The organism is Limnobaculum allomyrinae (assembly GCF_016649425.1).
Lineage (GTDB): Bacteria > Pseudomonadota > Gammaproteobacteria > Enterobacterales > Enterobacteriaceae > Limnobaculum > Limnobaculum allomyrinae.
On sequence record NZ_JADRCR010000003.1, the window covers coordinates 228,283 to 253,708 of the forward strand.

Annotated in this window: 21 protein-coding genes and 2 pseudogenes; 9 read left to right on the top strand and 14 right to left on the bottom strand. The window is 47.1% G+C overall.

Translation table 11 applies throughout. From position 1 onward, the window contains the following. Positions 1-43: 43 nt before the first annotated feature. Genes gyrB through dnaA form a run of 4 tightly spaced genes read right to left on the bottom strand, consistent with a single transcriptional unit; the run spans position 44 to position 6,085 of the window. The gene (gyrB, locus tag I2494_RS08380) at positions 44-2,464 is read right to left on the bottom strand and encodes a DNA topoisomerase (ATP-hydrolyzing) subunit B (RefSeq protein ID WP_218468259.1); all 2,421 of its coding nucleotides are present in this window, start codon (positions 2,462-2,464) and stop codon (positions 44-46) included. Between the two features lie 19 nt (positions 2,465-2,483). Beyond that, the gene (recF, locus tag I2494_RS08385; RefSeq protein ID WP_130589933.1) at positions 2,484-3,569 is read right to left on the bottom strand and encodes a DNA replication/repair protein RecF; all 1,086 of its coding nucleotides are present in this window, start codon (positions 3,567-3,569) and stop codon (positions 2,484-2,486) included. Positions 3,570-3,590: 21 nt separating this feature from the next. Next, the gene (dnaN, locus tag I2494_RS08390) at positions 3,591-4,691 is read right to left on the bottom strand and encodes a DNA polymerase III subunit beta (RefSeq protein WP_130589932.1); all 1,101 of its coding nucleotides are present in this window, start codon (positions 4,689-4,691) and stop codon (positions 3,591-3,593) included. A gap of 5 nt (positions 4,692-4,696) precedes the next feature. Beyond that, positions 4,697-6,085: a chromosomal replication initiator protein DnaA gene (gene dnaA / locus I2494_RS08395; RefSeq protein ID WP_218468260.1), complete on the bottom strand. Its 1,389-nt coding sequence runs from the start codon at positions 6,083-6,085 to the stop codon at positions 4,697-4,699. A gap of 825 nt (positions 6,086-6,910) precedes the next feature. Here dnaA and rpmH point away from each other — a divergent pair. From rpmH to I2494_RS08425, 6 genes are all read left to right on the top strand, one after another. Further along, positions 6,911-7,051, top strand: coding sequence for a 50S ribosomal protein L34 (gene rpmH, locus I2494_RS08400; RefSeq protein ID WP_115458131.1), 141 nt, complete (start codon positions 6,911-6,913; stop codon positions 7,049-7,051). 17 nt (positions 7,052-7,068) lie between these two features. Next, on the top strand, positions 7,069-7,434 hold the full coding sequence (gene rnpA, locus I2494_RS08405; protein ID WP_140920590.1) for a ribonuclease P protein component: 366 nt from the start codon (positions 7,069-7,071) through the stop codon (positions 7,432-7,434). Further along, positions 7,398-7,658 (top strand): membrane protein insertion efficiency factor YidD, encoded by a 261-nt coding sequence (gene yidD, locus I2494_RS08410; RefSeq protein ID WP_140920591.1) that lies wholly within the window; start codon positions 7,398-7,400, stop codon positions 7,656-7,658. The genes rnpA and yidD overlap by 37 nt, the downstream gene beginning before the upstream one ends. Positions 7,659-7,660: 2 nt before the next feature. Further along, the gene (gene yidC / locus I2494_RS08415) at positions 7,661-9,325 is read left to right on the top strand and encodes a membrane protein insertase YidC (RefSeq protein WP_218468261.1); all 1,665 of its coding nucleotides are present in this window, start codon (positions 7,661-7,663) and stop codon (positions 9,323-9,325) included. 98 nt (positions 9,326-9,423) lie between these two features. Then, complete coding sequence (gene mnmE, locus I2494_RS08420; RefSeq protein ID WP_218468262.1) at positions 9,424-10,788, top strand: tRNA uridine-5-carboxymethylaminomethyl(34) synthesis GTPase MnmE; 1,365 nt, start codon at positions 9,424-9,426, stop codon at positions 10,786-10,788. A gap of 139 nt (positions 10,789-10,927) precedes the next feature. Then, positions 10,928-11,149 carry a type II toxin-antitoxin system RelE/ParE family toxin gene (locus tag I2494_RS08425; protein ID WP_267081261.1) on the top strand — a complete coding sequence of 74 codons (222 nt, stop codon included), beginning with the start codon at positions 10,928-10,930 and terminating at the stop codon, positions 11,147-11,149. Positions 11,150-11,245: 96 nt separating this feature from the next. Here I2494_RS08425 and I2494_RS08430 read toward each other — a convergent pair whose 3' ends face one another. Both I2494_RS08430 and I2494_RS08435 read right to left on the bottom strand, forming a co-directional pair. Then, positions 11,246-11,581, bottom strand: a complete 336-nt coding sequence (locus I2494_RS08430; protein WP_218468263.1) for a type II toxin-antitoxin system RelE/ParE family toxin — start codon at positions 11,579-11,581, stop codon at positions 11,246-11,248. Positions 11,582-11,592: 11 nt separating this feature from the next. Continuing rightward, positions 11,593-11,865, bottom strand: a complete 273-nt coding sequence (locus I2494_RS08435) for a hypothetical protein (protein ID WP_218468264.1) — start codon at positions 11,863-11,865, stop codon at positions 11,593-11,595. 248 nt (positions 11,866-12,113) lie between these two features. Between I2494_RS08435 and I2494_RS08440 the strand changes: the two genes are divergently transcribed. Both I2494_RS08440 and I2494_RS08445 read left to right on the top strand, forming a co-directional pair. Further along, on the top strand, positions 12,114-12,713 hold the full coding sequence (locus I2494_RS08440) for a YdcF family protein (protein ID WP_218468265.1): 600 nt from the start codon (positions 12,114-12,116) through the stop codon (positions 12,711-12,713). A gap of 139 nt (positions 12,714-12,852) precedes the next feature. Beyond that, on the top strand, positions 12,853-13,251 hold the full coding sequence (locus tag I2494_RS08445) for a DUF2628 domain-containing protein (protein ID WP_218468266.1): 399 nt from the start codon (positions 12,853-12,855) through the stop codon (positions 13,249-13,251). An 80-nt stretch (positions 13,252-13,331) separates the two neighbouring features. Here I2494_RS08445 and I2494_RS08450 read toward each other — a convergent pair whose 3' ends face one another. From I2494_RS08450 to I2494_RS08465, 4 genes and pseudogenes are all read right to left on the bottom strand, one after another. Continuing rightward, positions 13,332-15,464 carry an OPT family oligopeptide transporter gene (locus I2494_RS08450; RefSeq protein WP_218468267.1) on the bottom strand — a complete coding sequence of 711 codons (2,133 nt, stop codon included), beginning with the start codon at positions 15,462-15,464 and terminating at the stop codon, positions 13,332-13,334. A 321-nt stretch (positions 15,465-15,785) separates the two neighbouring features. Further along, positions 15,786-16,631, bottom strand: a complete 846-nt coding sequence (locus I2494_RS08455) for an EamA family transporter (protein WP_218468268.1) — start codon at positions 16,629-16,631, stop codon at positions 15,786-15,788. Positions 16,632-16,863: 232 nt separating this feature from the next. After that, a complete protein-coding gene (locus tag I2494_RS08460; RefSeq protein ID WP_218468269.1) occupies positions 16,864-18,207 on the bottom strand; it encodes an MFS transporter in 1,344 nt (447 codons plus the stop codon). A gap of 75 nt (positions 18,208-18,282) precedes the next feature. Beyond that, positions 18,283-18,702: pseudogene (locus I2494_RS08465) on the bottom strand (M20/M25/M40 family metallo-hydrolase); the annotation flags it as partial. A gap of 342 nt (positions 18,703-19,044) precedes the next feature. Here I2494_RS08465 and ggt point away from each other — a divergent pair. Beyond that, a pseudogene (ggt, locus tag I2494_RS08470) lies at positions 19,045-20,703 on the top strand (gamma-glutamyltransferase); the annotation flags it as partial. A 798-nt stretch (positions 20,704-21,501) separates the two neighbouring features. Here the strand turns inward: ggt and I2494_RS08475 are convergent. From I2494_RS08475 to I2494_RS08490, 4 genes are all read right to left on the bottom strand, one after another. After that, positions 21,502-22,074, bottom strand: a complete 573-nt coding sequence (locus I2494_RS08475; protein ID WP_218468270.1) for a LemA family protein — start codon at positions 22,072-22,074, stop codon at positions 21,502-21,504. Beyond that, the gene (locus I2494_RS08480; RefSeq protein WP_218468271.1) at positions 22,074-23,108 is read right to left on the bottom strand and encodes a hypothetical protein; all 1,035 of its coding nucleotides are present in this window, start codon (positions 23,106-23,108) and stop codon (positions 22,074-22,076) included. The genes I2494_RS08475 and I2494_RS08480 overlap by 1 nt, the downstream gene beginning before the upstream one ends. A 105-nt stretch (positions 23,109-23,213) precedes the next feature. Then, positions 23,214-24,374: a serine hydrolase domain-containing protein gene (locus tag I2494_RS08485; RefSeq protein WP_228350896.1), complete on the bottom strand. Its 1,161-nt coding sequence runs from the start codon at positions 24,372-24,374 to the stop codon at positions 23,214-23,216. A gap of 64 nt (positions 24,375-24,438) precedes the next feature. Further along, positions 24,439-25,359, bottom strand: coding sequence for a Gfo/Idh/MocA family protein (locus I2494_RS08490; RefSeq protein WP_218468272.1), 921 nt, complete (start codon positions 25,357-25,359; stop codon positions 24,439-24,441). Positions 25,360-25,426 lie beyond the last annotated feature (67 nt).

Consider the following 25,426-nt stretch of genomic DNA (forward strand, 5'->3'; position numbering starts at 1 on the left):
TAGATTTCATCTCACTTTAGACTAGATCCGACAATTTGAATAACTACACGTCCAGGTTAGCAACCTTCAGCGCATTCTGTTCGATAAAGGCACGACGAGGTTCAACTTCATCCCCCATCAGGGTAGTAAACAGCTGGTCGGCGGCAATCGCATCTTTAATCGTTACCTGTAGCATACGACGTCCTTCAGGATCCATGGTAGTTTCCCATAGCTGTTCCGGGTTCATCTCTCCCAGACCTTTATAGCGCTGGATAGATAACCCACGGCGTGACTCTTTAACTAACCAGTCAAGAGCCTGTTCGAAAGTCGATACTGGCTGACGGCGTTCGCCACGTTCAATAAAGGCCTCATCTTCAATCAGACCACGCAACTGTTCGCCCAGATGACACATCTTGCGGTATTCACTACCTAATACAAAATCAATGTTCAGGTTGTAATCAGTGTCTACGCCATGAGTACGCACGCGAATCTGCGGTTCGAAAATAGCGCGCTCGCTGTTTTCCTGCACCAGAGCAATATAAGTACTGCCATGCTGCTCTTTCTCATTAAGAGTATTAACCAGTGATTCAACCCATTCCTGAGTTTTAGCGCTATCAGCCAGAATTTCCTCAGTCAGCGTTGACTGATAGACTAACTGATTAAGCAGAGCCAGCGGAGTACGACGTTCCATACGCTTAAGCATCTTCTGAACGCTGTAAAACTCTGCCACCAAACGCTCCAGAGGTTCACCCGCCAGTGCAGGTGCCTGTGGATTCACAAACAGTGAAGCACCGTCTAACGCAGTGGTAATCTGGTATTGGTCCATCGCTTCATCATCTTTGATGTACTGCTCTTGCTTGCCTTTCTTCACTTTATACAGCGGTGGCTGAGCGATATAGATATAGCCACGCTCAATCACTTCAGGCATTTGGCGGTAGAAGAAGGTCAGCAACAGCGTACGGATGTGCGAACCATCCACGTCAGCATCGGTCATGATGATGATGCTGTGATAACGCAACTTATCCGGGTTATATTCGTCACGACCAATACCACAACCTAATGCGGTAATCAGCGTCGCCACTTCCTGAGAAGAGAGCATCTTATCGAAGCGCGCTTTCTCTACGTTGAGGATTTTCCCTTTCAACGGCAGAATCGCCTGATTTTTACGGTTACGCCCCTGCTTCGCAGAGCCGCCCGCTGAGTCCCCTTCCACTAAGTAGAGTTCAGACAGTGCCGGGTCACGTTCCTGACAGTCTGCCAGTTTACCCGGCAGACCACCTAAATCTAATGCCCCTTTACGACGAGTCATTTCACGCGCTTTACGTGCCGCTTCACGCGCACGAGCCGCATCGATGATTTTGCCTACTACAATTTTGGCATCGCCAGGGTTTTCCAGCAGGTACTCAGATAGTTTTTCCGCCATAATGGATTCAACAGCAGATTTAACCTCTGAAGAAACCAGCTTATCTTTAGTCTGTGAAGAGAATTTAGGATCCGGTACTTTAACCGAGACTACAGCAATCAGGCCTTCACGGGCATCGTCGCCGGTGGCGCTAACCTTGGCTTTTTTGCTGTAACCCTCTTTTTCCATATAGTTGTTCAGCGTACGGGTCATTGCGGCACGGAAACCGGCCAGGTGAGTACCACCATCACGCTGTGGAATATTGTTAGTAAAACAGTAAATATTCTCCTGGAAGCCATCGTTCCACTGCAGAGAAACTTCTACATTGATACCGTCTTTTTCATTTTGATGCGTGAAATAGAACACCGAAGGATGAATCGGCGTTTTATTACGGTTCAGATATTCTACGAACGCCTTAATACCACCTTCATAATGGAAGTGGTCATGCTTATCATCACGCTCATCATTTAATTTGATGGATACACCGGAGTTCAGGAACGACAGCTCACGCAGGCGTTTAGCCAGAATCTCATACTGAAACTCAAGGTTGGTGGTAAAGGTATCCGGGCTTGGCCAGAAACGGATTCGGGTACCGCTTCTGTCGGCATCACCGACTACCTTCAGTGGTGCTTCAGGCACGCCACTGCGATAAATTTGCTTATGCGTTTTGCCATCGCGATCGATAACCAGTTCCAGTTTGTCAGACAGGGCATTTACTACTGAAACACCCACGCCGTGCAAACCGCCGGATACTTTATACGAGTTATCATCAAACTTACCGCCGGCGTGCAATACGGTCATAATAACTTCCGCAGCAGAAACGCCTTCCTCTTCGTGAATACCGGTAGGGATACCACGACCATCATCCTGTACGGAAACGGAGTTATCACTGTGAATGGTTACAACGATGTCTTTACAGTAGCCAGCCAGCGCTTCGTCGATTGCGTTATCGACAACCTCAAATACCATGTGGTGCAGACCGGTACCATCGTCGGTATCACCGATATACATGCCCGGACGTTTACGTACCGCATCCAGACCTTTTAAAACCTTGATACTTGAGGAATCATATGTATTCGACATTAGCGTTTCTCGCTCACTATTAATCCTGTGGTTGATGCTCTATTTTGCCATGTTCTACAGAGAACATCTTGCCCTTTTTGTCCATCATATCAGCGATCTGTTCAGCGCTGACGGCGCTGACAAAAACCTGAGCGCCGGTAGCTTTTAAACGATCTGCTAACAGTTTGCGGCGATGAACATCGAGCTCGGAAGCAAAATCATCGATAAGATAGAGGCAACGGCGCCCACTCTGGCGGGTTAAAAACTCCCCCTGAGCTAAACGCAGTGCACACATCAATAATTTGAGCTGGCCGCGTGACAACAAATCTTCCACCGGCGTTCCATCGGCACGAATACGAAAATCTGCTTTATGTGGGCCTGCTGACGTATAGGTCAACGCCCGATCACGCTCAAACTGCCGCTCAAGAAGTTCACCATAATCACTCTCTTTATCCCAACCGCGCTGGAAGGAGAATGACAGGTTGAACTCCGGTAAAAACTCAGCACAGGTCGCGGTTATATCCTGTGCAATAGCCTCTGCATACGCTGCACGCCATTCGCTAATGCGCATCGCCAGCGGGATGAGTTCCTGATCCCACGGACGAATTTGTGAATAGCGATGGGTTTGACGCAGCGCAGCGTTTCGCTGTTTCAGCAATCGTCTGAGATTGCTCCAGCCATGAAAAAAGTGTGGCTCACTATGGAAACAGCCCCAGTCTAAAAATGCTCGCCGAAATTTAGGGCCACCGTTCAGTAAAGTGAAGCCTTCCGGCGTAATTAACTGAATGGGTAATAGTTGGGCCAGTTCAGAGACTTTATGGTCATCACTGCCATCAATGCGGACTTTGGTATCACCAAGGCGGCTTTTACGTAACCCAACCGATAACTCCCGTTCATTACCGGCTATTCTACCATGTAATACGAATTCTTGCTGCTCATGACGAACAACTCGTCCAGTTTGCAGACTGCGAAAGGCGCGGCCATGACCGAGCGTATATACTGCTTCCAGTACGCTGGTCTTGCCGCTGCCGTTAGGGCCGACAAAGAAATTGAAGCCGGCGGACGGTGCGAGATCCGCCGATTCGATATTGCGGAAGTCATTAATCAATAAACGGGTTAAAGCCATTCAGTGGTACAGTAGCCCCGTTTACAGACGCATTGGCATAACAACATAGGCGGCACTGGTGTTAGCACAGTCCTCTATTTGTACGCTGGATACTGAGTCGGTTAGCAATAAACGCACATCTTCACACTTAAGCGCGTTCAACACATCCAGCACATAGCTGACGTTAAAACCGATTTCCAGATCGGTACCGCCATATACCACATCCAGAATCTCTTCTGCTTCTTCCTGCTCCGGGTTGTTAGCCGTGATTTTCAGTTGATTTTGATTCAGATGCAAACGCACGCCACGGAACTTCTCATTAGAGAGGATCGCCGCACGGGAGAATGCCTGCTTAAGCTCATCACAGTTAGCTTCCAGTGTTTTATCCGGATTTTTTGGCAACACGCGACGATAGTCAGGAAAACGGCCATCGACCAGCTTGGAAGTGAAAATAAAATCACCTACGTGAGCGCGAATATTATTGCTGCCTATTTGTAAACGTAGATCGCCATTACTGCTATCCAACAGTCGAACCAGCTCCAGTACCCCTTTACGCGGCACAATGACATCGTGAGGAGGTAGTTTCTGCCCCACGGACATTGAACATACTGCCAAACGATGCCCATCAGTGGCGACAGTACGCAGCTCTTCGCCTTCGGTTTCAAACATCATGCCGTTCAGATAGTAACGAACATCCTGATGTGCCATGGAAAATTGGGTAGCTTCAATTAAGCGCTTCAGGGTTGCCTGAGGCAGCGTAAACTCCACTTCACTCTTCCAGTCATCCAGATTCGGATAGTCTGACGCTGGTAATGTAGAGAGGGAGAAGCGGCTACGGCCTGAACGCACCAGAATGCGATCGTTTTCCTGAGTGATGCTAATTTCAGCACCGTCGGGCAACCCACGACAGATATCAAGGAATTTACGCGCTGGAACAGTAATCGCACCCGGCTCATGAGGCTGAGTCAACGTGATGCGAGCGACCATCTCCATTTCAAGATCGGTACCGGTCAGTAACAGATAACCGTCTGTAACTTGAATCAGAAGGTTACCAAGAATAGGCAGCGTTGGGCGGCCACCCAGCGGGCTGCTGACTTGCTGCAGCGGCTTAATTAAATGTTCACGGTCAATGATAAATTTCATAAGCGTTATGATGATAATGTTCTGATTAAGTTAGAGAAATCTTCTTTGATGTCGTGGCTTTCCTCTCGCAACTGCTCTATTTTACGACAGGCGTGCAGCACGGTGGTGTGATCCCGGCCGCCAAACGCATCACCGATTTCCGGTAAGCTGTGGTTGGTCAACTCTTTAGCCAATGCCATCGCCATCTGGCGCGGGCGGGCAACGGAACGGGAACGCCGCTTAGACAGCAAATCAGCGATCTTAATCTTGTAATATTCCGCTACCGTTTTTTGGATATTATCTATAGTAACCAGCTTTTCTTGCAGCGCCAATAAATCCCGCAGAGCCTCACGCACAAAGTCAATAGTAATGGCGCGCCCGGTGAAATTAGCATTGGCAATCACTCGGTTCAATGCCCCTTCCAGTTCCCGGACATTAGAACGCAGACGCTTGGCAATAAAGAAAGCGACTTCGGCTGGCAGTCGAATATCATTTTCATCTGCCTTCTTCATTAATATAGCGACTCGAGTTTCCAGCTCTGGCGGCTCAATGGCCACCGTCAACCCCCAACCAAAACGAGATTTCAGACGATCTTCTACGCCATTAATCTCTTTCGGGTAACGGTCAGAGGTAAGAATAATTTGTTGGTTACCTTCCAGTAACGCATTAAAGGTATGAAAGAATTCTTCCTGTGAACGCTCTTTATTAGCAAAAAATTGAATATCATCAATCAGTAGTGCATCAACAGAACGATAATAACGCTTAAATTCTTCAATCGCGTTGTTTTGTAATGCTTTTACCATATCCTGAACAAAGCGTTCAGAGTGCATATAGACAACTTTGGCATTCGGCTTGCGCTCAATAATACCGTTGCCTACCGCGTGTAACAGGTGAGTTTTACCCAGTCCTGTTCCGCCATATAAGAATAGCGGGTTGTAAGCTCCGCCAGGATTGTCGGCAACCTGACGCGCTGCGGCTCTGGCCAACTGGTTAGACTTACCCTCAACGAAATTATCAAACTGATGTTTAGGATTTACACCCGAGCGATAAGAAAGCTCTGGCTGTGCCGACGTGCTTTCCCAGCTTGGGCGAACCGCAGCAGGACGAGCAGCACTTGTTTGTCCATTCCCGTTCGCATTCACTTTCGCCGGACGGTCGATCTGAGCCAGTGGTTTAGTACCCACTTCAAAACGAAGCTGAGGCACATCGGTACCACAGAAGTCATTCAATAATGCATTAATATTATTTAGATATTTATCGCGAACCCAATCCAGAACAAATCGATTAGGTGCGTAAAGGGCGAGTGTATCGTCACTCAGTTCCGCCTGTAACGGACGAATCCACATACTGAATTCGGTGGCAGGTAATTCATCTTGCAGTCGGGCAAGGCACTGCTGCCAAAGAGAAAGTGACACGGCGAACTCCACTCGAACAAAAGATCAATAACAAAGGTAGAGACATAAACGATTTAAATGCGTCTTCCTCTACCGCTTACAACGTACTTCTTATTTTATTTAGAACTTACAGACAGTTGTGCCTTAGAGCGAACCAGCCAACTGATAAAATTGTCCGACAGAAACTAAGCGTGACTCTCGATCCTGTGGTTAGGATCGAATCATCGGTATCGACATATGATAGCGTAAAGTCGCGCTGAGATCTTCCTTTCCATGCAGAAGATCGTCACTTTATCCACAGGCTTTGAGGAGTGTACCTGAATAAATAGGATAAGTTATCACTCAGATCAAAAACTACTGATAAAAAATAGTAAAGATAAACCTGTCGCGGCAACTCATTGGAAAAAGAATCGCTGGAAAGTGTGTTTTTTGTTCTTGCTGTGGATAACCTTGCCCGATAATGAGGATCGTACAGACGATCGCCATCACGATCCCATATAGATGAAAAGGATCTATTCACGATCCTTGCGATTTTTCAGGGAGTACGTATAATCCTCAGCCCTACTTGTGGCGCTTCTCGCTCTTTAGGTTTTATCGTTTTCTCACATCCTGCGTTAACTTTTTAATATAAAAAGGTGAGCTAAGGGGTCGGGAAAAGCCGAAAAACTGAAGATCGTAGTAGTAACTACGAGTTTTTAAGCAGAGATAAGCGTTCTGAATTGACTCGGGGCTGTACAATTATTACAATCCCGCCTCTTTGTACTTTGTGATTGAGGCGTCGGTCGTTTTCACGTCGGGTAGCCAAACGCATTGACAGTAATAATTAAGATTTAGGTAGAGATCGCCATGAAACGCACTTTTCAACCGTCCGTATTAAAGCGTAACCGTAGCCACGGTTTCCGCGCACGTATGGCAACTAAAAACGGCCGCCAGGTTCTGGCTCGTCGTCGTGCTAAAGGCCGTGCTCGTTTAACTGTTGCCGGTTAATCGAGTTAACCATCTGTGTGGTTAAGCTTAAGCTAGCATTCCCCAGGGAGTTACGTTTGTTAACTCCCAGTACTTTCACATTTGTTTTTCAGCAACCGCAACGAGCCGGTAGTCCTCAAATCACCATTCTTGGCCGACCAAATACGCTGGGTCACCCGCGCCTTGGTCTCACTGTTGCAAAAAAATACGTGAAACGAGCTCATGAACGTAACCGAATTAAACGCCTCACCCGCGAAAGTTTTCGTACACGCCAGCATGATCTCCCCTCCATGGATTTTATTGTAATAGCCAAAAAAGGTATTGCCGATCTGGATAATTGCGCGCTGACAGAAACATTGGATAAGTTATGGCGTCGTCATTGTCGGCTGGTTCCCGCATCTTGATTATGTTGATTCGGGGTTATCAACTGGTAATCAGCCCGTTACTTGGGCCACATTGCCGGTTTCGTCCTACCTGTTCTCAATACGGAATTGAGGCATTGAGCAGGTTTGGCGTAGTGAAAGGTAGTTGGTTGACAATCAAACGCGTATTAAAATGCCATCCTTTACATGCGGGTGGTGATGATCCAGTTCCGCCTAACAATACTGACCATAATAGAGAACATTAATAATGGATTCTCAACGTAATCTTCTTCTTGTCGCCCTGCTGTTTGTCACTTTTTTGATTTGGCAGGCATGGGAAACAGATAATGCACCACAACCAGCACCAACGGCGCAGAAAACCACTGCTACCACCGCTGCTGGATCTGCCGGCTCCACTCAGTCAGAACTGGCTGCAGGTGAAGGCGGTTTGATCACGGTGAAAACTGACGTGCTTTCTATGACTATCAACACCCGCGGTGGCGATATTCAGGAAGCCGACCTGTCAGCTTACCCTGATACTTTAGGTTCAAAGCAACCGTTCAGACTGCTGGAAAAAGCACCTGACTTTGCTTATCAGGCACTTAGCGGTCTGGTAGGTAAAAATGGGCCGGACAACCCGGCTAACGGTCCTCGTCCGCTTTATACTACTGCACAAGATGTGTTTGAGCTGGCTGATGGTCAAAACGAACTTGCTGTTCCGATGACTTATACCGACAGCAATGGTGTGAAATACACCAAAACCTTCGTGTTTAAACGCGGTGAGTATGTGGTTAACGTTAACTACATCGTAAACAATACCAGCCAGCAACCAATGGATGTCGTACTGTTTGGCCAGTTGAAGCAAACCGCTAAACTGCCAAAAGCGCGTGACAATGGTAGCAACAACTTTGCACTGCACACTTATCGTGGCGCAGCGTACTCTTCGGATGACAACAAATATAAGAAATACAGTTTTGATGACATCGCCGATGAGAACCTGAAAATCGATACTAAAGGTGGTTGGGTTGCCATGCTGCAGCAATATTTTGCTACTGCCTGGATCCCAAATCGCGACAGCCAAAGCACATTCTTTACCACCCATGGTGATGATGGTCAGTCATCTATTAGCTTCAGAAATGCACCGGTAATTATCCAGCCGGGCGCATCTGAACAGCTGGGTGCTCAACTGTGGGTTGGTCCTGAAATTCAAAACCAGATGGCTGCCGTTGCTGAACACTTAGATCTGACCGTTGATTACGGTTGGTTATGGTTTATCTCTCAGCCGCTGTTTAAGTTACTGAAATTTATTCAGGGCTTTGTCGGCAACTGGGGCTTCTCCATCATTGTTATCACCTTTATCGTGCGCGGTATTATGTACCCGCTGACGAAGGCACAATATACTTCCATGGCCAAGATGAAGCTGTTACAGCCGAAACTGCAGGCAATGCGTGAGCGTATTGGTGATGACAAGCAGCGCATGAGTCAGGAAATGATGGCGCTGTACAAAGAAGAAAAAGTTAACCCACTGGGCGGTTGTTTACCATTAATCATTCAGATGCCAATCTTCCTGGCATTGTATTACATGTTAATGGGCTCTGTTGAGCTGCGTCATGCGCCGTTCGCTCTGTGGATTCATGACTTATCTGCACAGGATCCGTACTACATTCTGCCGCTGTTAATGGGCGGAACCATGTTCCTGATCCAGAAGATGTCACCAACGCCGGTGACTGACCCAATGCAGCAGAAGATCATGACTTACATGCCGGTTATTTTCACCGTCTTCTTCCTGTGGTTCCCGTCAGGTCTGGTTCTGTACTATATCGTGAGTAACCTGGTGACGATTATCCAGCAGAAACTGATCTATCGTGGTCTGGAGAAGAAAGGCCTGCATAGTCGCGATAAGAAAGACAAAAAAGAGAAGAAAACCGCTTAATGCGACGGTAAGACCTCAGCAATATGCTTGATAAAAGGCGGTCTCCATGACCGCCTTTTTTATATAATGACTTAATACACTTTTCAGAGAGCCAAATCATGAATACAACCGATACTATCGTAGCCCAAGCCACTCCTCCGGGACGCGGCGGCGTCGGCATACTTCGGGTTTCTGGAAAGCAGGCCGCAGAAGTAGCAATGCAGCTGCTGGGCAAAATTCCACAGCCGCGCTATGCGGACTATTTACCGTTCAGGGATGCGGATGGCAGCATTCTCGATCAAGGGCTCGCACTCTACTTTCCCGGCCCAAACTCTTTTACCGGTGAAGATGTACTGGAGCTACAAGGCCACGGTGGCCCGGTGATTCTCGATTTATTGCTAAAACGAATTCTGACCCTACCGAATGTGCGCATTGCCCGTCCCGGCGAATTTTCTGAACGCGCCTTTCTAAACGATAAGCTGGATCTGGCACAGGCAGAAGCCATTGCCGATTTGATCGACGCCAGCTCAGAGCAAGCAGCCCGTTCTGCAGTCAATTCATTGCAGGGCGTTTTCTCCAACCGTGTTCACCAATTAGTGGAAGCACTTACTCACTTACGCATTTATGTTGAAGCTGCTATCGACTTTCCTGATGAAGAGATCGATTTTCTTTCCGATGGCAAGATTGAGGCTCAGCTCCAACAAGTCATGGAAGAGTTAAACGGCGTCAGAACTGAAGCCCGTCAAGGAAGCCTGCTGCGTGAAGGTATGAAGGTGGTCATCGCCGGGCGCCCTAATGCCGGTAAATCCAGCCTGTTAAACGCACTGGCAGGCCGTGAAGCCGCTATTGTAACTGATATTGCAGGTACCACACGCGACGTACTGCGTGAGCATATCCACATTGACGGTATGCCGTTGCATATTATCGATACCGCCGGCCTGCGTGAAGCCGGTGACGAAGTTGAACGTATCGGAATTGAGCGGGCATGGAATGAAATCGAACAGGCCGATCGGGTGTTATTTATGGTTGATGGCACCACCACCGACGCAACCGAACCAGAGCATATCTGGCCAGAGTTTATGGCTCGCTTACCCAAGACTCTGCCAATTACCGTAGTACGCAATAAAGCCGATTTAACCGGCGAAACGCTGGGTATCAGTGAAGTGAACAGTCACTCACTTATCCGCCTGTCAGCACGCACCGGTGAAGGTGTGGAAGCGCTACGTAATCATTTGAAAGAGAGCATGGGCTTTACCAGCAATACTGAAGGGGGGTTCCTGGCTCGCCGTCGCCACTTGCAGGCGCTGGAAACCGCTGCACAACATCTTGATCAAGGTATGGATCAGTTAGTAAGTGCTCGCGCAGGAGAACTACTGGCGGAAGAACTGCGTCAGGCTCAACAGGCACTCAGCGAGATTACCGGTGAATTTACCTCAGATGATTTACTGGGACGGATTTTCTCGAGTTTTTGTATTGGAAAGTAACATCCAGCCTGTCTCAGGCTTTGAGTGATGGCATCAATCTTGTTTGTCTTCTGATGTGGTCAGTTACGGCTAATTACGCTTACTATCTAAAGAAAGTGAAAGGCCGCGATGGCTGGAATGTCTAAGAGGCAAGAATACTCTGGCTGCTATCAAAGCAGGTCAAATTCTTGAGCAGCATTTTGAGTTACTGGAAAACGATCCTGAAATTGGCAAACCATTTCCTGAACTACCGATACTGCGAGAGTTAATGATTAAATTCGGTGATTCTGGCTATGTTGCATTATACCGTTATCATAAAGAGGAAAAGCGAGTTTATGTGTTAGCCTTTCGCCACCAGAAAGAAGCTGGATATTCGCTTTAACTAAACATACATAGATGGTTATCGTCCCTGAGCGATTACCTTTAATACGGTGGCAGTTACACAGCATTAGGGACAGGCTCTATTTTTTAATATTGACTAAAAGCTAATCAGCAACTGATACAACAACTGCTCTAAATCCTGCTTAACACTGACATACAGCAGAACATAGACTTCATTGTTTTCAGTGACTTCATAAAGTACCCGATGCTTCTGCTCTTTATCGTACCATTGCCTCAAGCATAATCCCTTATCAGTCGCCATATGATGGTAACCATAACGTAATGGTGACTCTGCTATTTCTTTTGCAGACAAGCTAAGTAGGTTATCTACCAGCTTCTGAGCTTCAGCTACACCATGCAAAACGGTTTGATAATCCTCAATCACTTCCAGCGATCGATACGCCGTTTCAGCAATAAACAGACGATAAGTCATATCATTCCAAACTATTTATTACGCGCTTCTTTACGCCGGCGAAGTGCTTCTTCCGGAGTCATTACGCGCTGATTATCAACATCCTGTTTTGCCAACATAGCCAGTTTCAACAGTGCATTCGATTGCCGCTCCATAGAGCGTGCAACCAATTCTTCTTCACGTTCCACAGCAGTTTGAATAAATAATTCAGCTACGCCATTTTTCGTTACCAGTACACCACCAGAAAAATTCTCTGGGGTTCCCAACATTTCTCTTGCTGCTTTTTGTGAGATGGTTCTAGTCATTTTTCATACCTCGTCTGTTCCGGCACCAGATACACTAATCTGTTTTATTGCACAGTAAACAGGTTAGATGGTCGATATCTTAGTTGGTGCCTGATTCTTTCATTATATAGCCTAAACGTAAGGGGAGGTAAAATTTATGACTAATTTTACCTCCAGATAACATTCATCAAAGATCTGGTTCATTTCACCAACGCTTCACACAACGAGTTTACTATTCTGATTCTTGTACTTCACTATGGATAGCATCAATGACAGGGAAACTACTCAAATACAGCCTCTCATTCCTGTTACCGTTTTTTATTATCGGTAACGTACTGATTGCTCACTATAAAGGGATTGAACCAGAACCGGGCGCTGACTCGATGATTATTCTTGGTGCACAGGTTATAGGTAACCCGGCAAAACCCAGCCGGACACTGCGCGAGCGTTTAGACGTGGCGATTCCCTATCTTAAAGAAAATCCTAATACCAAAGTCATTGTTTGTGGTGGTCAGGGAAGAAAAGAGACCGCGACAGAATCCAGCGTAATGAAAAGTTACTTAATCAATAACGGTATTGAGAGCCAACGTATCTATGAAGAGAACCAATCTACCCGCACTGCTCATCAGTTTATCTATTCCCGTTCACTGACTGAGCTTGGTAAAACGGTTATCGTTACCAGCGATTTTCATATGTTACGTTCATTTATGCTGGCTAAACGTTCAGGAATTGAAGATATTTCAGGGCTACCGGCTGCCGTGGGAAGAGAAAGTCGGGAAACAAGGCGAGCATTCTTTCGTGAACCATTAGCGTTATTGAATTCATTCTTGTTTGATCATCCACAACCGCAGTCTGACAAAATAATTTAGTAACACAATTATTGCAGCGGAAATAATTTTTGACTTGTGCATCTTATCTCTCAAACATAGTATTTCCCGTTCGATTTGCCGGATATATGCAGGCCTGCAATTAAGTAGTAAGTAACTATAATAGGGATTTGAAAAAGCAATGGATAAAAGTAAATACTCTGAAAGATGGCAAACTCGCTTTGCTTTCTTTGACCAGTATGGCGCACCAAACACTCCTGAGCATAAAGCAGCAATTCAAGCTAAAAAACCAACGAGTAGAATTTTATTCCGTATGAATTTCATTGCGTTCTTTTTTGGCTTTATTTACTTCTTTATTTTAGGGCTTTGGAAAAAGAATCTGGTTTTGTTCGGTATTGCTATTGGTATTGCAGTTATTATCACAGTCATTGAAACTGTAACCGGCTTCTACCTGCCACAAGGTGCAAACATTGGCATTAACGTAGCTTGTGCCATGATGTGGTCAATAACGGCTAATTATGCTTACTATCTTAAAGAAGTAAAAGGTAGCGATAGCTGGAACCCGTTTGAAGGTATTTGATGTGGTGAGTGTTTACTTATCATAAAAAAAGCCCATCGACTTGCATCGATGGGCTTCTTACCAATACTCTCAATGATAACTTATTTAGCTTTCAGCGCACTCAGCACGCGTCTGACAAATAAGATACAAACAATCACAAATACCGCCAGACCCAGCAGTTGTTCAACCACACCGGAGCTACCGAAAACAGGCTCAAGCCATGAGCTGATAGACAGAGGCGCATCGCTACCGCCGTTACTGATACTGATTACAATCAGTACCGCCAGCGCAACACCCACTAAGCTTTCACCAACAATCAGGCCAGAAGCGATCAGGGCACCTTTGCGCTCAACCGGCTTATACATCTCTTTGAAATCACCATTCTGCGCCTGAGCACGTTTTTTCACCTGAGACGCAACCAGCCAGGAAAGAACTGAACCAATGATCAGCGGAGCTGTGATAGCCGGTGGCAGGTAAATCCCCATACCTACAGCCAGCGCAGGAATACGCAGCTTGCTGCCTTTCTTGGCCAGCATCACATCAATCATAATCACTACCGCACCCACCACCAAACCGGTGATGATCATGGTCCACTCCAGTTTATGGGAGAAAATACCCTTGGCAATGGTAGTCATTAAGGTTGCCTGCGGCGCAGCCAGCACCTGATTAGGATCCATATCCGGACGTGGTGTGGCACCCGTAAAGCCATAAGCGTTATACAGCAGCTCAAGCACCGGAGAGATAACCGCCGCACCGACGATACAACCAATTAACAATGCAACCTGCTGGCGCCATGGCGTTGCTTTTACCAGATAGCCGGTTTTCAAATCCTGCAGGTTATCGTTAGAAATAGTCGCAATAGCCAATACTGCACTGGTGGTAAAAATTGCCAACGCAGTCGCAAAGTTAGTACCTTGCTCGGTTTCCAGCATCCCATTCAGACCACCTAAAAACAGCAGCAGCAGAGAGATAGCCGTAATGGCAATAATACCAATACCAGAGATTGGGCTGGCAGATGAACCTACTAAACCCGCCATATAACCACAGGCCGCAGCAACCAGGAAACCAATCAGGAAAGCAAAAATAACGGAAGCAAACACCAGACCCCAGGCCGTTGTAGCAGATAAACCGCTATCAGCAACGAAAGAGTAGAAGGTTCCAATCAGTACCAAAAACATCACTACGCTGATTAACAAAACAATCTTCGGCGACAGATCCAGCTCGGTTCTTGGAATAACTTCCCCTGTGTTATTTTTATTTAACGCCCGCAGAGAAGTTTTCATGCCTTCAATAATTGGCTTAACCAGCGTCAGCAGAGTCCAGATAGCAGCGATCGCTAATGTACCGGCACCAATAAAGCGCACATTGGTTTTCCACAATGTCATCGCCAGCGCGCTAATCGAGCCGCTATCGACGATATCCATAGGCACCGAGACGCCCCAGGAACTTAACGTTGCCAGCCCTTCCGCACTACCGGTTAATGAACTGATAATCGGAATAGCAACACCCCAGGCAATGATTGAACCCACCAGAATGGCGATACCCGCGGCAATTCCAATCAGATAACCCGCACTCAGTAACGCTAAAGAGAAACCTAATGGAATCTGGAAAATGGCACGACCCTGAGTAAACCAGTAGCTGGCACCGTCCGCCAAAATACGCAGACCATTGGTGGCAAAGCTAACCGCGGCAGCAATAAAACCACCAAACAGAATATCGCGAAAACCATTGTCTTTATCGTCACCAACACCCTCATTGGTACTGACTAACTTATCGTTCTCATCCACATAGTCATTACAGCCGGCTTTCAGAATCTCTGCGGCGGCAACCCCTTCCGGATAAGGCAGATTGCTCTTCACTACCATCGCATGACGCAGTGGAATAGAGAACACGACCCCTAACATACCGCCTGCAGAACAGATCAATAACGTCTGCCAGAACGGGAAGCTGTTCCAGTAGCCAATCATTAGCAAGCCAGGAAGGATAAAAATAACGGATGACAGCGTACCGGCAGCAGATGCCTGCGTCTGTACCATGTTATTTTCTAAAATATTCGACTTCGAAAAGAAGCGCAGCACTGCCATTGAGATAACGGCAGCAGGGATCGCGGATGAAAAGGTTAAACCTACCTTCAACCCTAAGTAGACGTTTGATGCAGTGAATACCACGGTAATCAACGCACCAATGATAATTCCGCGCAGCGTAAGCTCGCGGATTTGTGATGTATTTTCCATATAATTCATGCTGTTAGTTTGCTTTCGTTATTTCTTATGCGGCCTGATACTTTCCGGCACGCTGTATATGTATCGGACAAATCAAAACGTACATATTTTGATGGGCCGATTATATCGAAATAATGACAAAGTAACTTCTAATTATTTTAGCAACGAAAGCATAACTTACTGGATATTGATGTAAATCTTGTAACATTCAATTAATACTATCGTCTCATGCGATAATTTCATTGAAATCAGAGATCAATATTCGCTATCGGAATTAAAAAAACATCATAGCGTTGGTTTTTTGGCGAGCATGAAACAAAAAGTAAAAGGTGGTTACCCTAATCGCGTCATTACCACACCGGTAACAATAACCAGACCCGCCAGAATACGCATTTTATTCAGCGGCTCTTTCAGGAAATAAACCGATATCACCATAGCAAATAAAACGCTGGTTTCACGTAATGCCGCCACCAGCGCAATAGGTGCCTGACTCATCGCCCAAATAACGATGCCATAAGACAGCAAGGACATAATGCCGCCAATAGTACCGGGCCGCCAATGCTGTTTGATTTTATCCCAGCTGGAAGATTTATATTTCAGATAAAAAATAAACGCCATGATGATGCCATTAATAGCAAACAACCACAGGGTGTAAGCTATCGGATTCAAACTGGCGCGGGAGCCCGCACCGTCCGACAGGGTATAACATGCAGTAAACATCGCGGTGATTAACGCATAAAGTAATGTTTGCCCGCTCATCTTTGATGCACTTCGCCTGCCGGAAATAGCCATTAGCAAGACCCCGCTAACCAGCAACATCGCACCTACCATCCCTAAAAATGGCGGCACCTCACTGAGGATAATCCAGCTCAGCAAAGCGGCCAGCATTGGTGCACTGCCTCTGGCAATCGGATAAACCTGCCCTAAATCGCCACTGGCATAGGCCCGGCTGAGAAACAAACAATACCCGGTATGAAACAGCATGGATAACGCTAACCACGGCAAGGATTCGGCAGCAGGAAAATCGACGAAAAATAGCCCTATCACCGCAACGACACCAGAAAACACCGCAACTAAAGTCACACCAAGAAAACGATCACTGCCGAATTTGACCATCGCGTTCCACCCGGCATGAAGCAATGCCGCAGTCAGAACCGACAGAAACAGAAAGGTGGTCATGGCGCAAATATCCGATGATAGTTTTTATTTATATCGCCCGTGCGATAAAACACAAATACAGGCGAGCGATCATATTGATTTTTCAATATGATAACTATCATCTTTTTGCTGAAGTTTCTACTGTGTTGTGGCTATATCACTTTGAACAAAGCGTGAGTAAAGGAATAAACAAAAATCCCAAAAAAACTGAACCGACCGGATATCATTTTTCAATTCCGGTCGGTTCGGTAAATCACTCTTCCAGACGTTTCGGATCTTTAAAGAATGGTAATGCCAGCATAGACAGCAGCGTTGCGCCCCCCAGATACCATGCCGGCGCGGTCAGACTGTCTAACCAGACAATCGACTGAGTGGCAAAGAACTGAGCGAAGCCACCAAAAATGGCCACCCCAATGCTGTAAACCAGTGCAAATCCCAAAGCACGAATACGTTTTGGTAGTAATTCAGAGATAACCAGCATCACCGGCACAGCGCCCAGCGTAGTGAAGCACACCATCACAAACACCACCGAGAGTAAAACCGCAGGCTCAGGGTAATTCACCAGCAGCCAGAACGATGGATAGGCCAATAGCAGGATCACCGTTCGGGAAATCACCACCAGCTTTTTCCGCCCCACATGGTCACTTAATACCCCAACTAACAGACCGCCAATAAAGGTTAATATGCCAGCTAACAGCATGGCGGCATAAGCATAGTTCTGATCCATCTTCAGGTACTTAGCGGCATAGGTACCGTAATAGTACAGAGAGATGTAGGTAGCCACCGTGCTGCCAATGGTCAGCAAAATACCAATAATGATCACCCGGATATGCTGCCCCAGTAACTTCACGGCACTTTCACGCACTACCGCAGCCTGAGTTTTAGCCGCCTTTGGATGCGGCATATCGTTTTCCAGACTCAGACGCAGCCAGCAGCCAATAGGAGCCAGAGCCACACCAATGAAGAACGGCACACGCCATCCCCATTCGGACATCACATCAGGAGAGTTAGTTATTACCGGTAAATAAGCGCTCAGACTTAATGCGACTAATCCACCAAAGGTCGTTGCCAGCCCCTGAGTGGCCAATGCCCAGCTGCTGTAGAAACCACGGCGATTTGCCGGAGCAGATTCCACCAGCATTGACATAGAAGCACCGACTTCGCCACCGGCAGCAACCCCCTGAATCAAACGGGCCAGCACCAGTGTGATAGTTCCCCAATAACCCGCACTGGCATAAGTGGGAGCAATACCAATCAGTAAGGTACCCAAACTCATTAATGAAATCGTCAGTACCATCGCTGGCTTACGGCCAAAGCGGTCAGCGTAAGCACCAATCAGAATGCCGCCTAAAGGACGCATAAAAAAGCTAACGCCGAAGGTGGCAAAAGCCAGCAGCAGTCCGATATTAGGATCGCTGGTCGGAGGGAAAAACAGTACCCCGATATACACCACGAAGAAGTTGTACACCCCAAAATCAAAAAACTCTAAAGCATTACCAAACGCCGAAGCGAAGATAACGCGTCGACCGCTAACCTTCTTTTCCGGTTTGGCGGCCGCAACCTCCTCTGAGGCGGTTGAGGTTAATGTATCTGCCATTTTTCCTGTCCTTAGTCATCCATAATGAAAAGCAATTTTTAATTTACTTATTGTTTTCAATATTATTTTTATAATTTATTTCAAATAAGCTTCGGTCAGCGCACACCAATAAGTGCTGCCTGGCACCAGACACTTATCGTTAAAATCGTAGCCCGGGTTATGTACCATGCAGGAACCCTCGCCTTTCTCCCCATTTCCTACAATCAGGTAACAACCATTCGGGTTGGCATCCAACATAAAGGCGAAATCCTCACTCCCCATCAGCGGTTTAGCCCCATAGATAGCTCGCTCTTCGCCAAACTGCTGTTTCGCCACCTGCCAGGCAAACTGTGTCATCTGTTCCTGATTCACCAGCACAGGAGTACCGTTAAGGTGGTTGACATCCGCCGTGGCACCAAAGCTCTCCGCCTGTGCTTTCACCAGTTCAGGAATACGTTTCAACAGTAGCTCACGGGTAGGACGACTCAGGGAACGAACGCTGAGCTTCATCACCGCGTCAAAAGCCGAGTGGGAAGATCTGTGTGATGATAATCCAAAGTTTGAAGAACGCCCTTAAGAGTAAAGTTCAGGGGCAATGCCCCTGAATCCATTTTTGTTCCATCGGTTATTATTACAAAATGCCAGTTTTGTTTTAAAACGTGATGTTCCCCAAATTTCTGTCCCCATTCTTGCCATTTCTTTGCTGGTCAAAGCCTGAATAATCCTCTAATGTAAATTTATTGTTACAAAATCAAGCTATTTCATCACAGAGGAAACGTTATGTTGAGTATGTTAAGAAAAGGCAGTGTGCGATATCTGATCTTAGCTTTTCTGCTGTTTTGGCAGGGAACATTAGCTGCGAAAGTCGTCTCCTACGGTGTTGAAGAGGATATCTTCCACCCGGTTTATGCGAAAAACGGTATGGTTTCTTCCGTCAATAGCACGGCAACGCAGGTAGGCGTCGAGGTACTGAAACAAGGTGGTAATGCGGTTGATGCGGCTGTTGCCATTGGCTATACCCTGGCGGTTACCCACCCACAAGCCGGAAATATTGGCGGCGGTGGTTTTATGCTTATTCGTACCAAAGATGGCAAAACAACCGCTATCGACTTCCGGGAAATGGCGCCATCAAAAGCGACGCGGGATATGTTTCTGGATGAGAAAGGCAATGCTGACAGCAAAAAATCACTCACCAGCCATTTAGCATCAGGCGTTCCTGGCACCGTTGCCGGTTTTGCTTTAGCCAATGAGAAATATGGCTCAATGCCGGTGGCAGAGCTGCTGAAACCGGCGATTAAGCTGGCAAAAGAGGGCTTTGTGGTCAATGATGCGCTGGCAGATGATTTAGATGTTTATGGGCGGGAAGTTCTGCTTGATAACCCGAATAGCCGTGCCATTTTCATTAAGCCGGACGGTACTCCGTGGAAAAAGGGCGAAATGCTGGTTCAGACCGATCTGGCAAACAGCCTGAGTTTAATTGCCGCTGACGGCCCTGCTGCCTTTTATCAGGGAAAGATTGCTGATGAAATAGCCGATGAGATGGCAAAGAATGGTGGTCTGATTACCAAACAAGATCTGGCGGCGTATAAAGCCATTGAGCGCACGCCAGTCTCCGGCACCTACAAAGGCTATGAGATCTACTCAATGCCAGCCCCATCTTCTGGCGGTATCCATATTATTCAGATTCTGAATATTCTGGAAAACTTCGATCTGAAATCCATGGGCCAAAACAGTGCTGATGCTATTCACGTTATGTCAGAAGCCATGAAGTATGCCTATGCTGACCGTTCAGAATATCTGGGAGATCCGGACTTCGTTAAAGTACCGGTTAGCGCGCTGACCAGTAAGAAATACGCTAAACAACTGGCTTCACAAATTCATCTGGATAAAGCTAATCCGTCCAGCACCATCAAACCGGGCAAACTCGAGCCATATGAAAGCGACCAAACCACCCACTACTCCGTGGTTGACTCTCAGGGTAATGCTGTAGCGGTAACTTATACCCTGAATACTAACTTTGGTAGCGGTATTGTGGCAGGAAAAAGCGGCATTCTGTTAAACAACCAAATGGACGACTTTTCCGCCAAACCGGGGGTTCCCAACGTATATGGCTTAATCGGCGGTGAAGCTAACGCAGTTCAGGCTGGAAAACGCCCGCTGTCCTCTATGTCACCTACTATTGTCACTCAGGACGGTAAAGTGGTTCTGGTCACCGGTAGCCCTGGCGGCAGCCGTATCATTACTACGGTATTACAGATTGTTCTTAATACTATTGAGTTCAATATGAATATCGCTGAAGCCACTAACGCACCACGAATTCACCATCAGTGGTTGCCGGAAGAGATTCGGGTTGAGAAAGGCATCAGCACCGATACCATTAAGCTGCTAGAGAAAAAGGGTCATAAAGTCAGCGTCAAGCCAACGATGGGCAGTACTCAAAGTATTGTGGTGACACCGGAAGGGCTGTTTGGGGCTGCGGATCCGAGATCTAAAGATGATTTAGCGGCGGGGTATTAAGTAATATTTCGGTCGGAAGACCATCTGCTCTTGATTCTGGTGTTCGGCGGGCTAAGCCCGCCGATTGGCATTTTTACTATTGGCTGCGGTGGATATTCCGGTCGGAAGACCGTTTGTACTTAAGCTATGTGTACGTCGGCCTTGCCGACGATTGGCTTTTGGATAGTTGGAACCTGAGGATATTCCGGCCGTAAAGACGGTATTGCTCATATCACAAATGTGCTCGGTCGGAAGACCATCTGTACTTAAGTCTGGAGTGTGTCGGGCCTAGGCTGCCTACGGGCACTTCGTTGGCTTACGCCAAGTCGACCCCCACGGCACCCTCTCCCGACAATTAGCAATGTTAACTGCCAGCCAGATGATTCATTCAAGCATTTATTCTTATATTTAGCCCTTAGCCCTTAGCCCTTAGCCCTTAGCCCTTCAGGTTAAAGCATCCGAATGTTGCCGAAGGAAGACCAGAGGCAGCACGAGCCGCATGGATGCGGCGAGAGGCATAGCGACGCCGGACAAAATTGCAGGAGCAATTTTGAACAGCACGAAGTGCTGACCCAAAGGGTCGAGCCTCATGGATGAGGCGAGTACTCCGGCTCTATGCCGGTGCGTTAAGCCGCTGGGCTGACTGAGGTTGCCGCCGCACGCGGCGGTCAACAGTCGGCTGCGCAGGTGCGGGGAGTGCAGAGGGGCGTTCACCCCAACGCCCCTTTGCTCGACGCAAACTCCACAGCCAAGACAAACACAACACTTAAAGCGGCGAAACTTACACTAGACCAAACATTCAAAAGCGACCAACTTCCATCAATGTATATCCGGCCGATACTCAAACCCACTCTCTGCCTGCGCATCACTAAACGTCTTCAGCTTTCTCTTCTTATTAAACAAGCTATTAATCAGAGAATTAGGCACCACTTCGATACCATTATTGAAGTCTTCCACATTCTGGTTAAAGATGCGGATAGCGGCACCAATATTTTCCTGCTGTTCTGAAATTTCAGCCATGACATTGTTATACAGCGATGAGGCTTTCAAATCCGGGTAGTTTTCTGCCACAGCATACAGCCCACTTAACAGGCTGCTGGTTTTGGTTCGGGTTTCTGACAGCGTTGCCAGATTCATATCTTCAGTATTCAGGCGATTCAGTGAAGTGCGCAGCTCTGTGACCTTGGCCATAATGGATGACTCATACTGGCTATACTGGGCGGCAATCTTCTCCAGATCGGGAATAATGTTGTTTTTTTGTCGTTCCTGAACCACCACATCAGCCCAGGCACGGGCGACGGCGTTCATGCGGCTAACGATACCGTTATAAATCACGATACCTATAATAATCACCAGTACGATGAGGCCTAAAGGGATCCATAGTTCTAACATTATGTGGTTTTCCTGAAGTTACTGTCTGAATAGACCATTAAAGTTTCTATATGCGCTAATGCTGTTTTCAGCTTTGGCAGTTCATTATGTTGTCTGATTAACTGAATAAAATCATCAGGAGAGTTAAAGTCACTGCTTCTTTGCAATGTAATCACGTCGCTGTCTCTGAAGGACATGCACAATTCAGCCTGCGAATTAAACTCAAAATTCAATTCACTTAACGTTTCGGCAATATCCTCACAGGCAAGTACCAGAGCTGGCTTAAGGAATTTAGCCGCGTTCATTTCGCTATCACCGACTACCCGATAGAGTTTATTGAACCGGTTAGACGCGGGTTTATAGATGGAACCTGACAACCCGCTAACGGATTTTCCAACCAGTGCTAAGCTCTTAACGTAATTAAAGGATAAATAGATGCCATAGCGATCGTAATGATCGTAGGTGGTACGGGTTCTGGGCCGCCCTTTGCTGTCCGTAGTTACCGTGGTTCGTTTATCCACATAGTGGAAATGGTAAAAATGATAATCAAAGACGTGCTCTTTTCCCTGATAATGCCCCTGATACAGGGCTTTGATCTCTTGAGAATAATTACCCCGATTAAACTCATGAAACCGGGATATCAATTCACTTGCCGCCTGTTCTGGCTCGACGCTTACTTGTTGCAGGCCATTATCAAACAGTAAATCCTGCTGAAACAGTTCATCTGCCAGTTTGCTAATAGAACTGTTTTTACGCCAGCTCCAAACCATCATAACGATCGCCGTTATCGCCAACAGCACCAGCAAAATAGTGGTAGCGCTACTCAAATGGCGGTATTGATACCACTGAACACCCGCGATAATAAAACCGGCCAGTACGGCAACAATAGCCACCGCATAGCGTACACCATGATTAAACTTTAGCGGTTCACCGAAAGCTTTAACCAGCTCGATAGCTTCAATCAGTTGCTGTTGATCCTGCGCATTATTTACCTTCTCTTTTACAGAAGCTAAAAGTGCACTCAGTTTTTGATTGTGGTTTTTAGGTTCAACCATATTAGATGGTTACATCCTTGTCATATTGGCCAATATCCAGACTATCATAACCTATTTTCACCACCCATTATTATCAGCAATTAAGCCCGATAACGGTTACTTATATCATGATGCCTTCGCTAACAGCGCCATATAAACCGTGTCGCGAATGTCCTCAATAAATTCGCCAAACAATCCTTCCGGAGCTGTATTGGTCATTACCACTACGCTGAGATCCTGTTCAAAATCGATAAACCAGCTATGGCCGTATACCCCGCCCCAACCGATAGTGCCCGGCGATTGCGGTGAGTTAGCCAACAATGGATCTCTTAATACTTGCCAGCTGGAAGCAAAACCCCATCCAGGATTGAACTCTAAATCGCCGGCCCGGTCGGTTAACAGTTGATTTAGCGTCTGCTTACCAAACAAAGGATGTCCACCGGTTCGGAACACCTGTAATAACCGTTCAACATCTTCTGCGGTACCCACCATACCTGCACCGCCAGAGAAAAACTCACCGGCTTCCAGTGCTCTGCCGGGAGAGAAGTGAATGCCTCCGGCAATACCCGCTTCAGGATCAACCAGCCATTCGTCTGCTTCCATCTTTCTTGGCTCAGGTGAGCTGTTAACATAAGGCACCGCAAGCCGCTCTGGTTCAGAAACCACAAAACTGCTGTCAGTTATTCCTAATGGTTGCGTAACCAGTTGATGAATAACATCAGCCAGATTGGTACCACATACCCGAGCAATCACCGCCCCTAAAACATCTGTCGCTACTGAATATTGCATGGATGTTCCCGGTGGATACAGTAACGGTGCACTGGCTATACGTTGGAGATTCTCCTCCAGCGTCAGTCCGGAAATATCCAATCCATCTGAAACCCCTAACTGGTGATAAGGGCCATCCGGCTCTTCAGAAAAACCATAATTCAGGCCGGCAGAATGAGAGAGTAACTGGGCAATAGTAATATCCGGCTGGCTACCATCCGGTAAAGATGGCGTAAAATCAGGTAGCCATTTGGTAACAGGGTCATTCAACCCGATTCGCCCCTGTTCCAGTAGCACACCTGCCGCCGCCGTTACAAAAGGTTTAGTGACGGATGACAAGCGAAATTGCGTATCCATTATCATCGGGATCTGATTTTCCCGATCGGCATATCCGGCAGCTCGCTGGTATAACCGTTTTCCACATTGTGAAACTAATACCACTGTCCCAACGATAGTTGGCGTCAGGCCCGCTTCTGGCCGAATGGCTTCCTCAATAACTCTGTCTAAAGAACGCTGCATAATCGTCTCCTCGCTGGCGGGGCATTAAGCCGGATAATTCATTCCGCAATATTTCTATTTTAGGTTACTCACTACGGCTCTGCAGAAGTTGTTCCACAATCCGCTGGGCATAAATCGCTTGTTCACCAGAGGTTTCAGCCTGTGTCTGATTACTCACCACCTCAATAAAATGGCGAATAGCACCGTCAAAACCGCGCTGTTCGAGCGTGGTTTGCCAGCCGGGCGCAGGTAATTCAATGATCCCCTGAGCGCTTTCACTCCGCCAACGGCGCATATCATCAACCTGAAAAACCGCTCCGGAGGTGACTGCCTGTACACTTTCCCGCTGGCTACCCGCCTGCCGATGCATACTGGTGGTAACGATGGTATTGCCACAACGGAAATGGTGCTCGGCATACAACATCTGATTTTCCTGATTCGCCAACAGCTGTTCGCTCATCAGTTTGGCGTCCTGACCAGCCAGCCAGAGGGCGGTATCTACCACATGTAGATAATCATCCAGCATGGTAAAGCGTACATCATTTGGCCCTACGCTGTTGGTTCGGTGCTTATCCATACGTAAAGAGGCCGCATCGGTCATATTCTGTTTTAGCTGCTGATACAGCGGCGCAAAGCGTCGGTTAAACCCTACCATCAAGGTTTTTTGCTGCCGGAGAGCCAGTTCAATCAATTGCTCTGACTGCTCCAGCGTTTCCGCCAGTGGCTTATCCACATAGACATGCACTCCCAGTTTTAGCAGTTCACCAACCACCTGAAAGTGACTGGCTGTACTGCTATGAACCAGAACCGCATCACATTGGCGAGCCAGTTCAGACAGATTGGAGAAACAAGGAATACGGTAGCTGTCGCAAATCACTTTAGCCTTTTGCTGATTTGGTGAAAAAGCCCCAACCTGCGTCCAATTTTCTGTTCGACTGAGTATCGGTAAATAGGCTTTTTGGGCAATACCGCCCAGCCCGGCAATACCAATGCGTAATTGAGACATTATCTCTCCGGCGAATAAAAAGTTTCTGATATTATTTAGTTTATACGAAGCAGGTAAGGTTCCCTCA

What these genes read in the sequence shown, in the direction of transcription:
- I2494_RS08455 (WP_218468268.1), bottom strand. Translation starts at nt 16,631, where the DNA reads ATGACCACCTTTCTGTTTCTGTCGGTTCTGACTGCGGCATTGCTTCAT.
- I2494_RS08460 (WP_218468269.1), bottom strand. Translation starts at nt 18,207, where the DNA reads ATGGCAGATACATTAACCTCAACCGCCTCAGAGGAGGTTGCGGCCGCC.
- gyrB (WP_218468259.1), bottom strand. Translation starts at nt 2,464, where the DNA reads ATGTCGAATACATATGATTCCTCAAGTATCAAGGTTTTAAAAGGTCTG.
- I2494_RS08430 (WP_218468263.1), bottom strand. Translation starts at nt 11,581, where the DNA reads ATGACTTATCGTCTGTTTATTGCTGAAACGGCGTATCGATCGCTGGAA.
- I2494_RS08480 (WP_218468271.1), bottom strand. Translation starts at nt 23,108, where the DNA reads ATGGTTGAACCTAAAAACCACAATCAAAAACTGAGTGCACTTTTAGCT.
- recF (WP_130589933.1), bottom strand. Translation starts at nt 3,569, where the DNA reads ATGGCTTTAACCCGTTTATTGATTAATGACTTCCGCAATATCGAATCG.
- mnmE (WP_218468262.1), top strand. Translation starts at nt 9,424, where the DNA reads ATGAATACAACCGATACTATCGTAGCCCAAGCCACTCCTCCGGGACGC.
- I2494_RS08440 (WP_218468265.1), top strand. Translation starts at nt 12,114, where the DNA reads ATGACAGGGAAACTACTCAAATACAGCCTCTCATTCCTGTTACCGTTT.
- I2494_RS08475 (WP_218468270.1), bottom strand. Translation starts at nt 22,074, where the DNA reads ATGTTAGAACTATGGATCCCTTTAGGCCTCATCGTACTGGTGATTATT.
- I2494_RS08435 (WP_218468264.1), bottom strand. Translation starts at nt 11,865, where the DNA reads ATGACTAGAACCATCTCACAAAAAGCAGCAAGAGAAATGTTGGGAACC.
- dnaN (WP_130589932.1), bottom strand. Translation starts at nt 4,691, where the DNA reads ATGAAATTTATCATTGACCGTGAACATTTAATTAAGCCGCTGCAGCAA.
- yidC (WP_218468261.1), top strand. Translation starts at nt 7,661, where the DNA reads ATGGATTCTCAACGTAATCTTCTTCTTGTCGCCCTGCTGTTTGTCACT.
- I2494_RS08490 (WP_218468272.1), bottom strand. Translation starts at nt 25,359, where the DNA reads ATGTCTCAATTACGCATTGGTATTGCCGGGCTGGGCGGTATTGCCCAA.
- yidD (WP_140920591.1), top strand. Translation starts at nt 7,398, where the DNA reads ATGGCGTCGTCATTGTCGGCTGGTTCCCGCATCTTGATTATGTTGATT.
- rpmH (WP_115458131.1), top strand. Translation starts at nt 6,911, where the DNA reads ATGAAACGCACTTTTCAACCGTCCGTATTAAAGCGTAACCGTAGCCAC.
- I2494_RS08485 (WP_228350896.1), bottom strand. Translation starts at nt 24,374, where the DNA reads ATGCAGCGTTCTTTAGACAGAGTTATTGAGGAAGCCATTCGGCCAGAA.
- I2494_RS08450 (WP_218468267.1), bottom strand. Translation starts at nt 15,464, where the DNA reads ATGGAAAATACATCACAAATCCGCGAGCTTACGCTGCGCGGAATTATC.
- I2494_RS08445 (WP_218468266.1), top strand. Translation starts at nt 12,853, where the DNA reads ATGGATAAAAGTAAATACTCTGAAAGATGGCAAACTCGCTTTGCTTTC.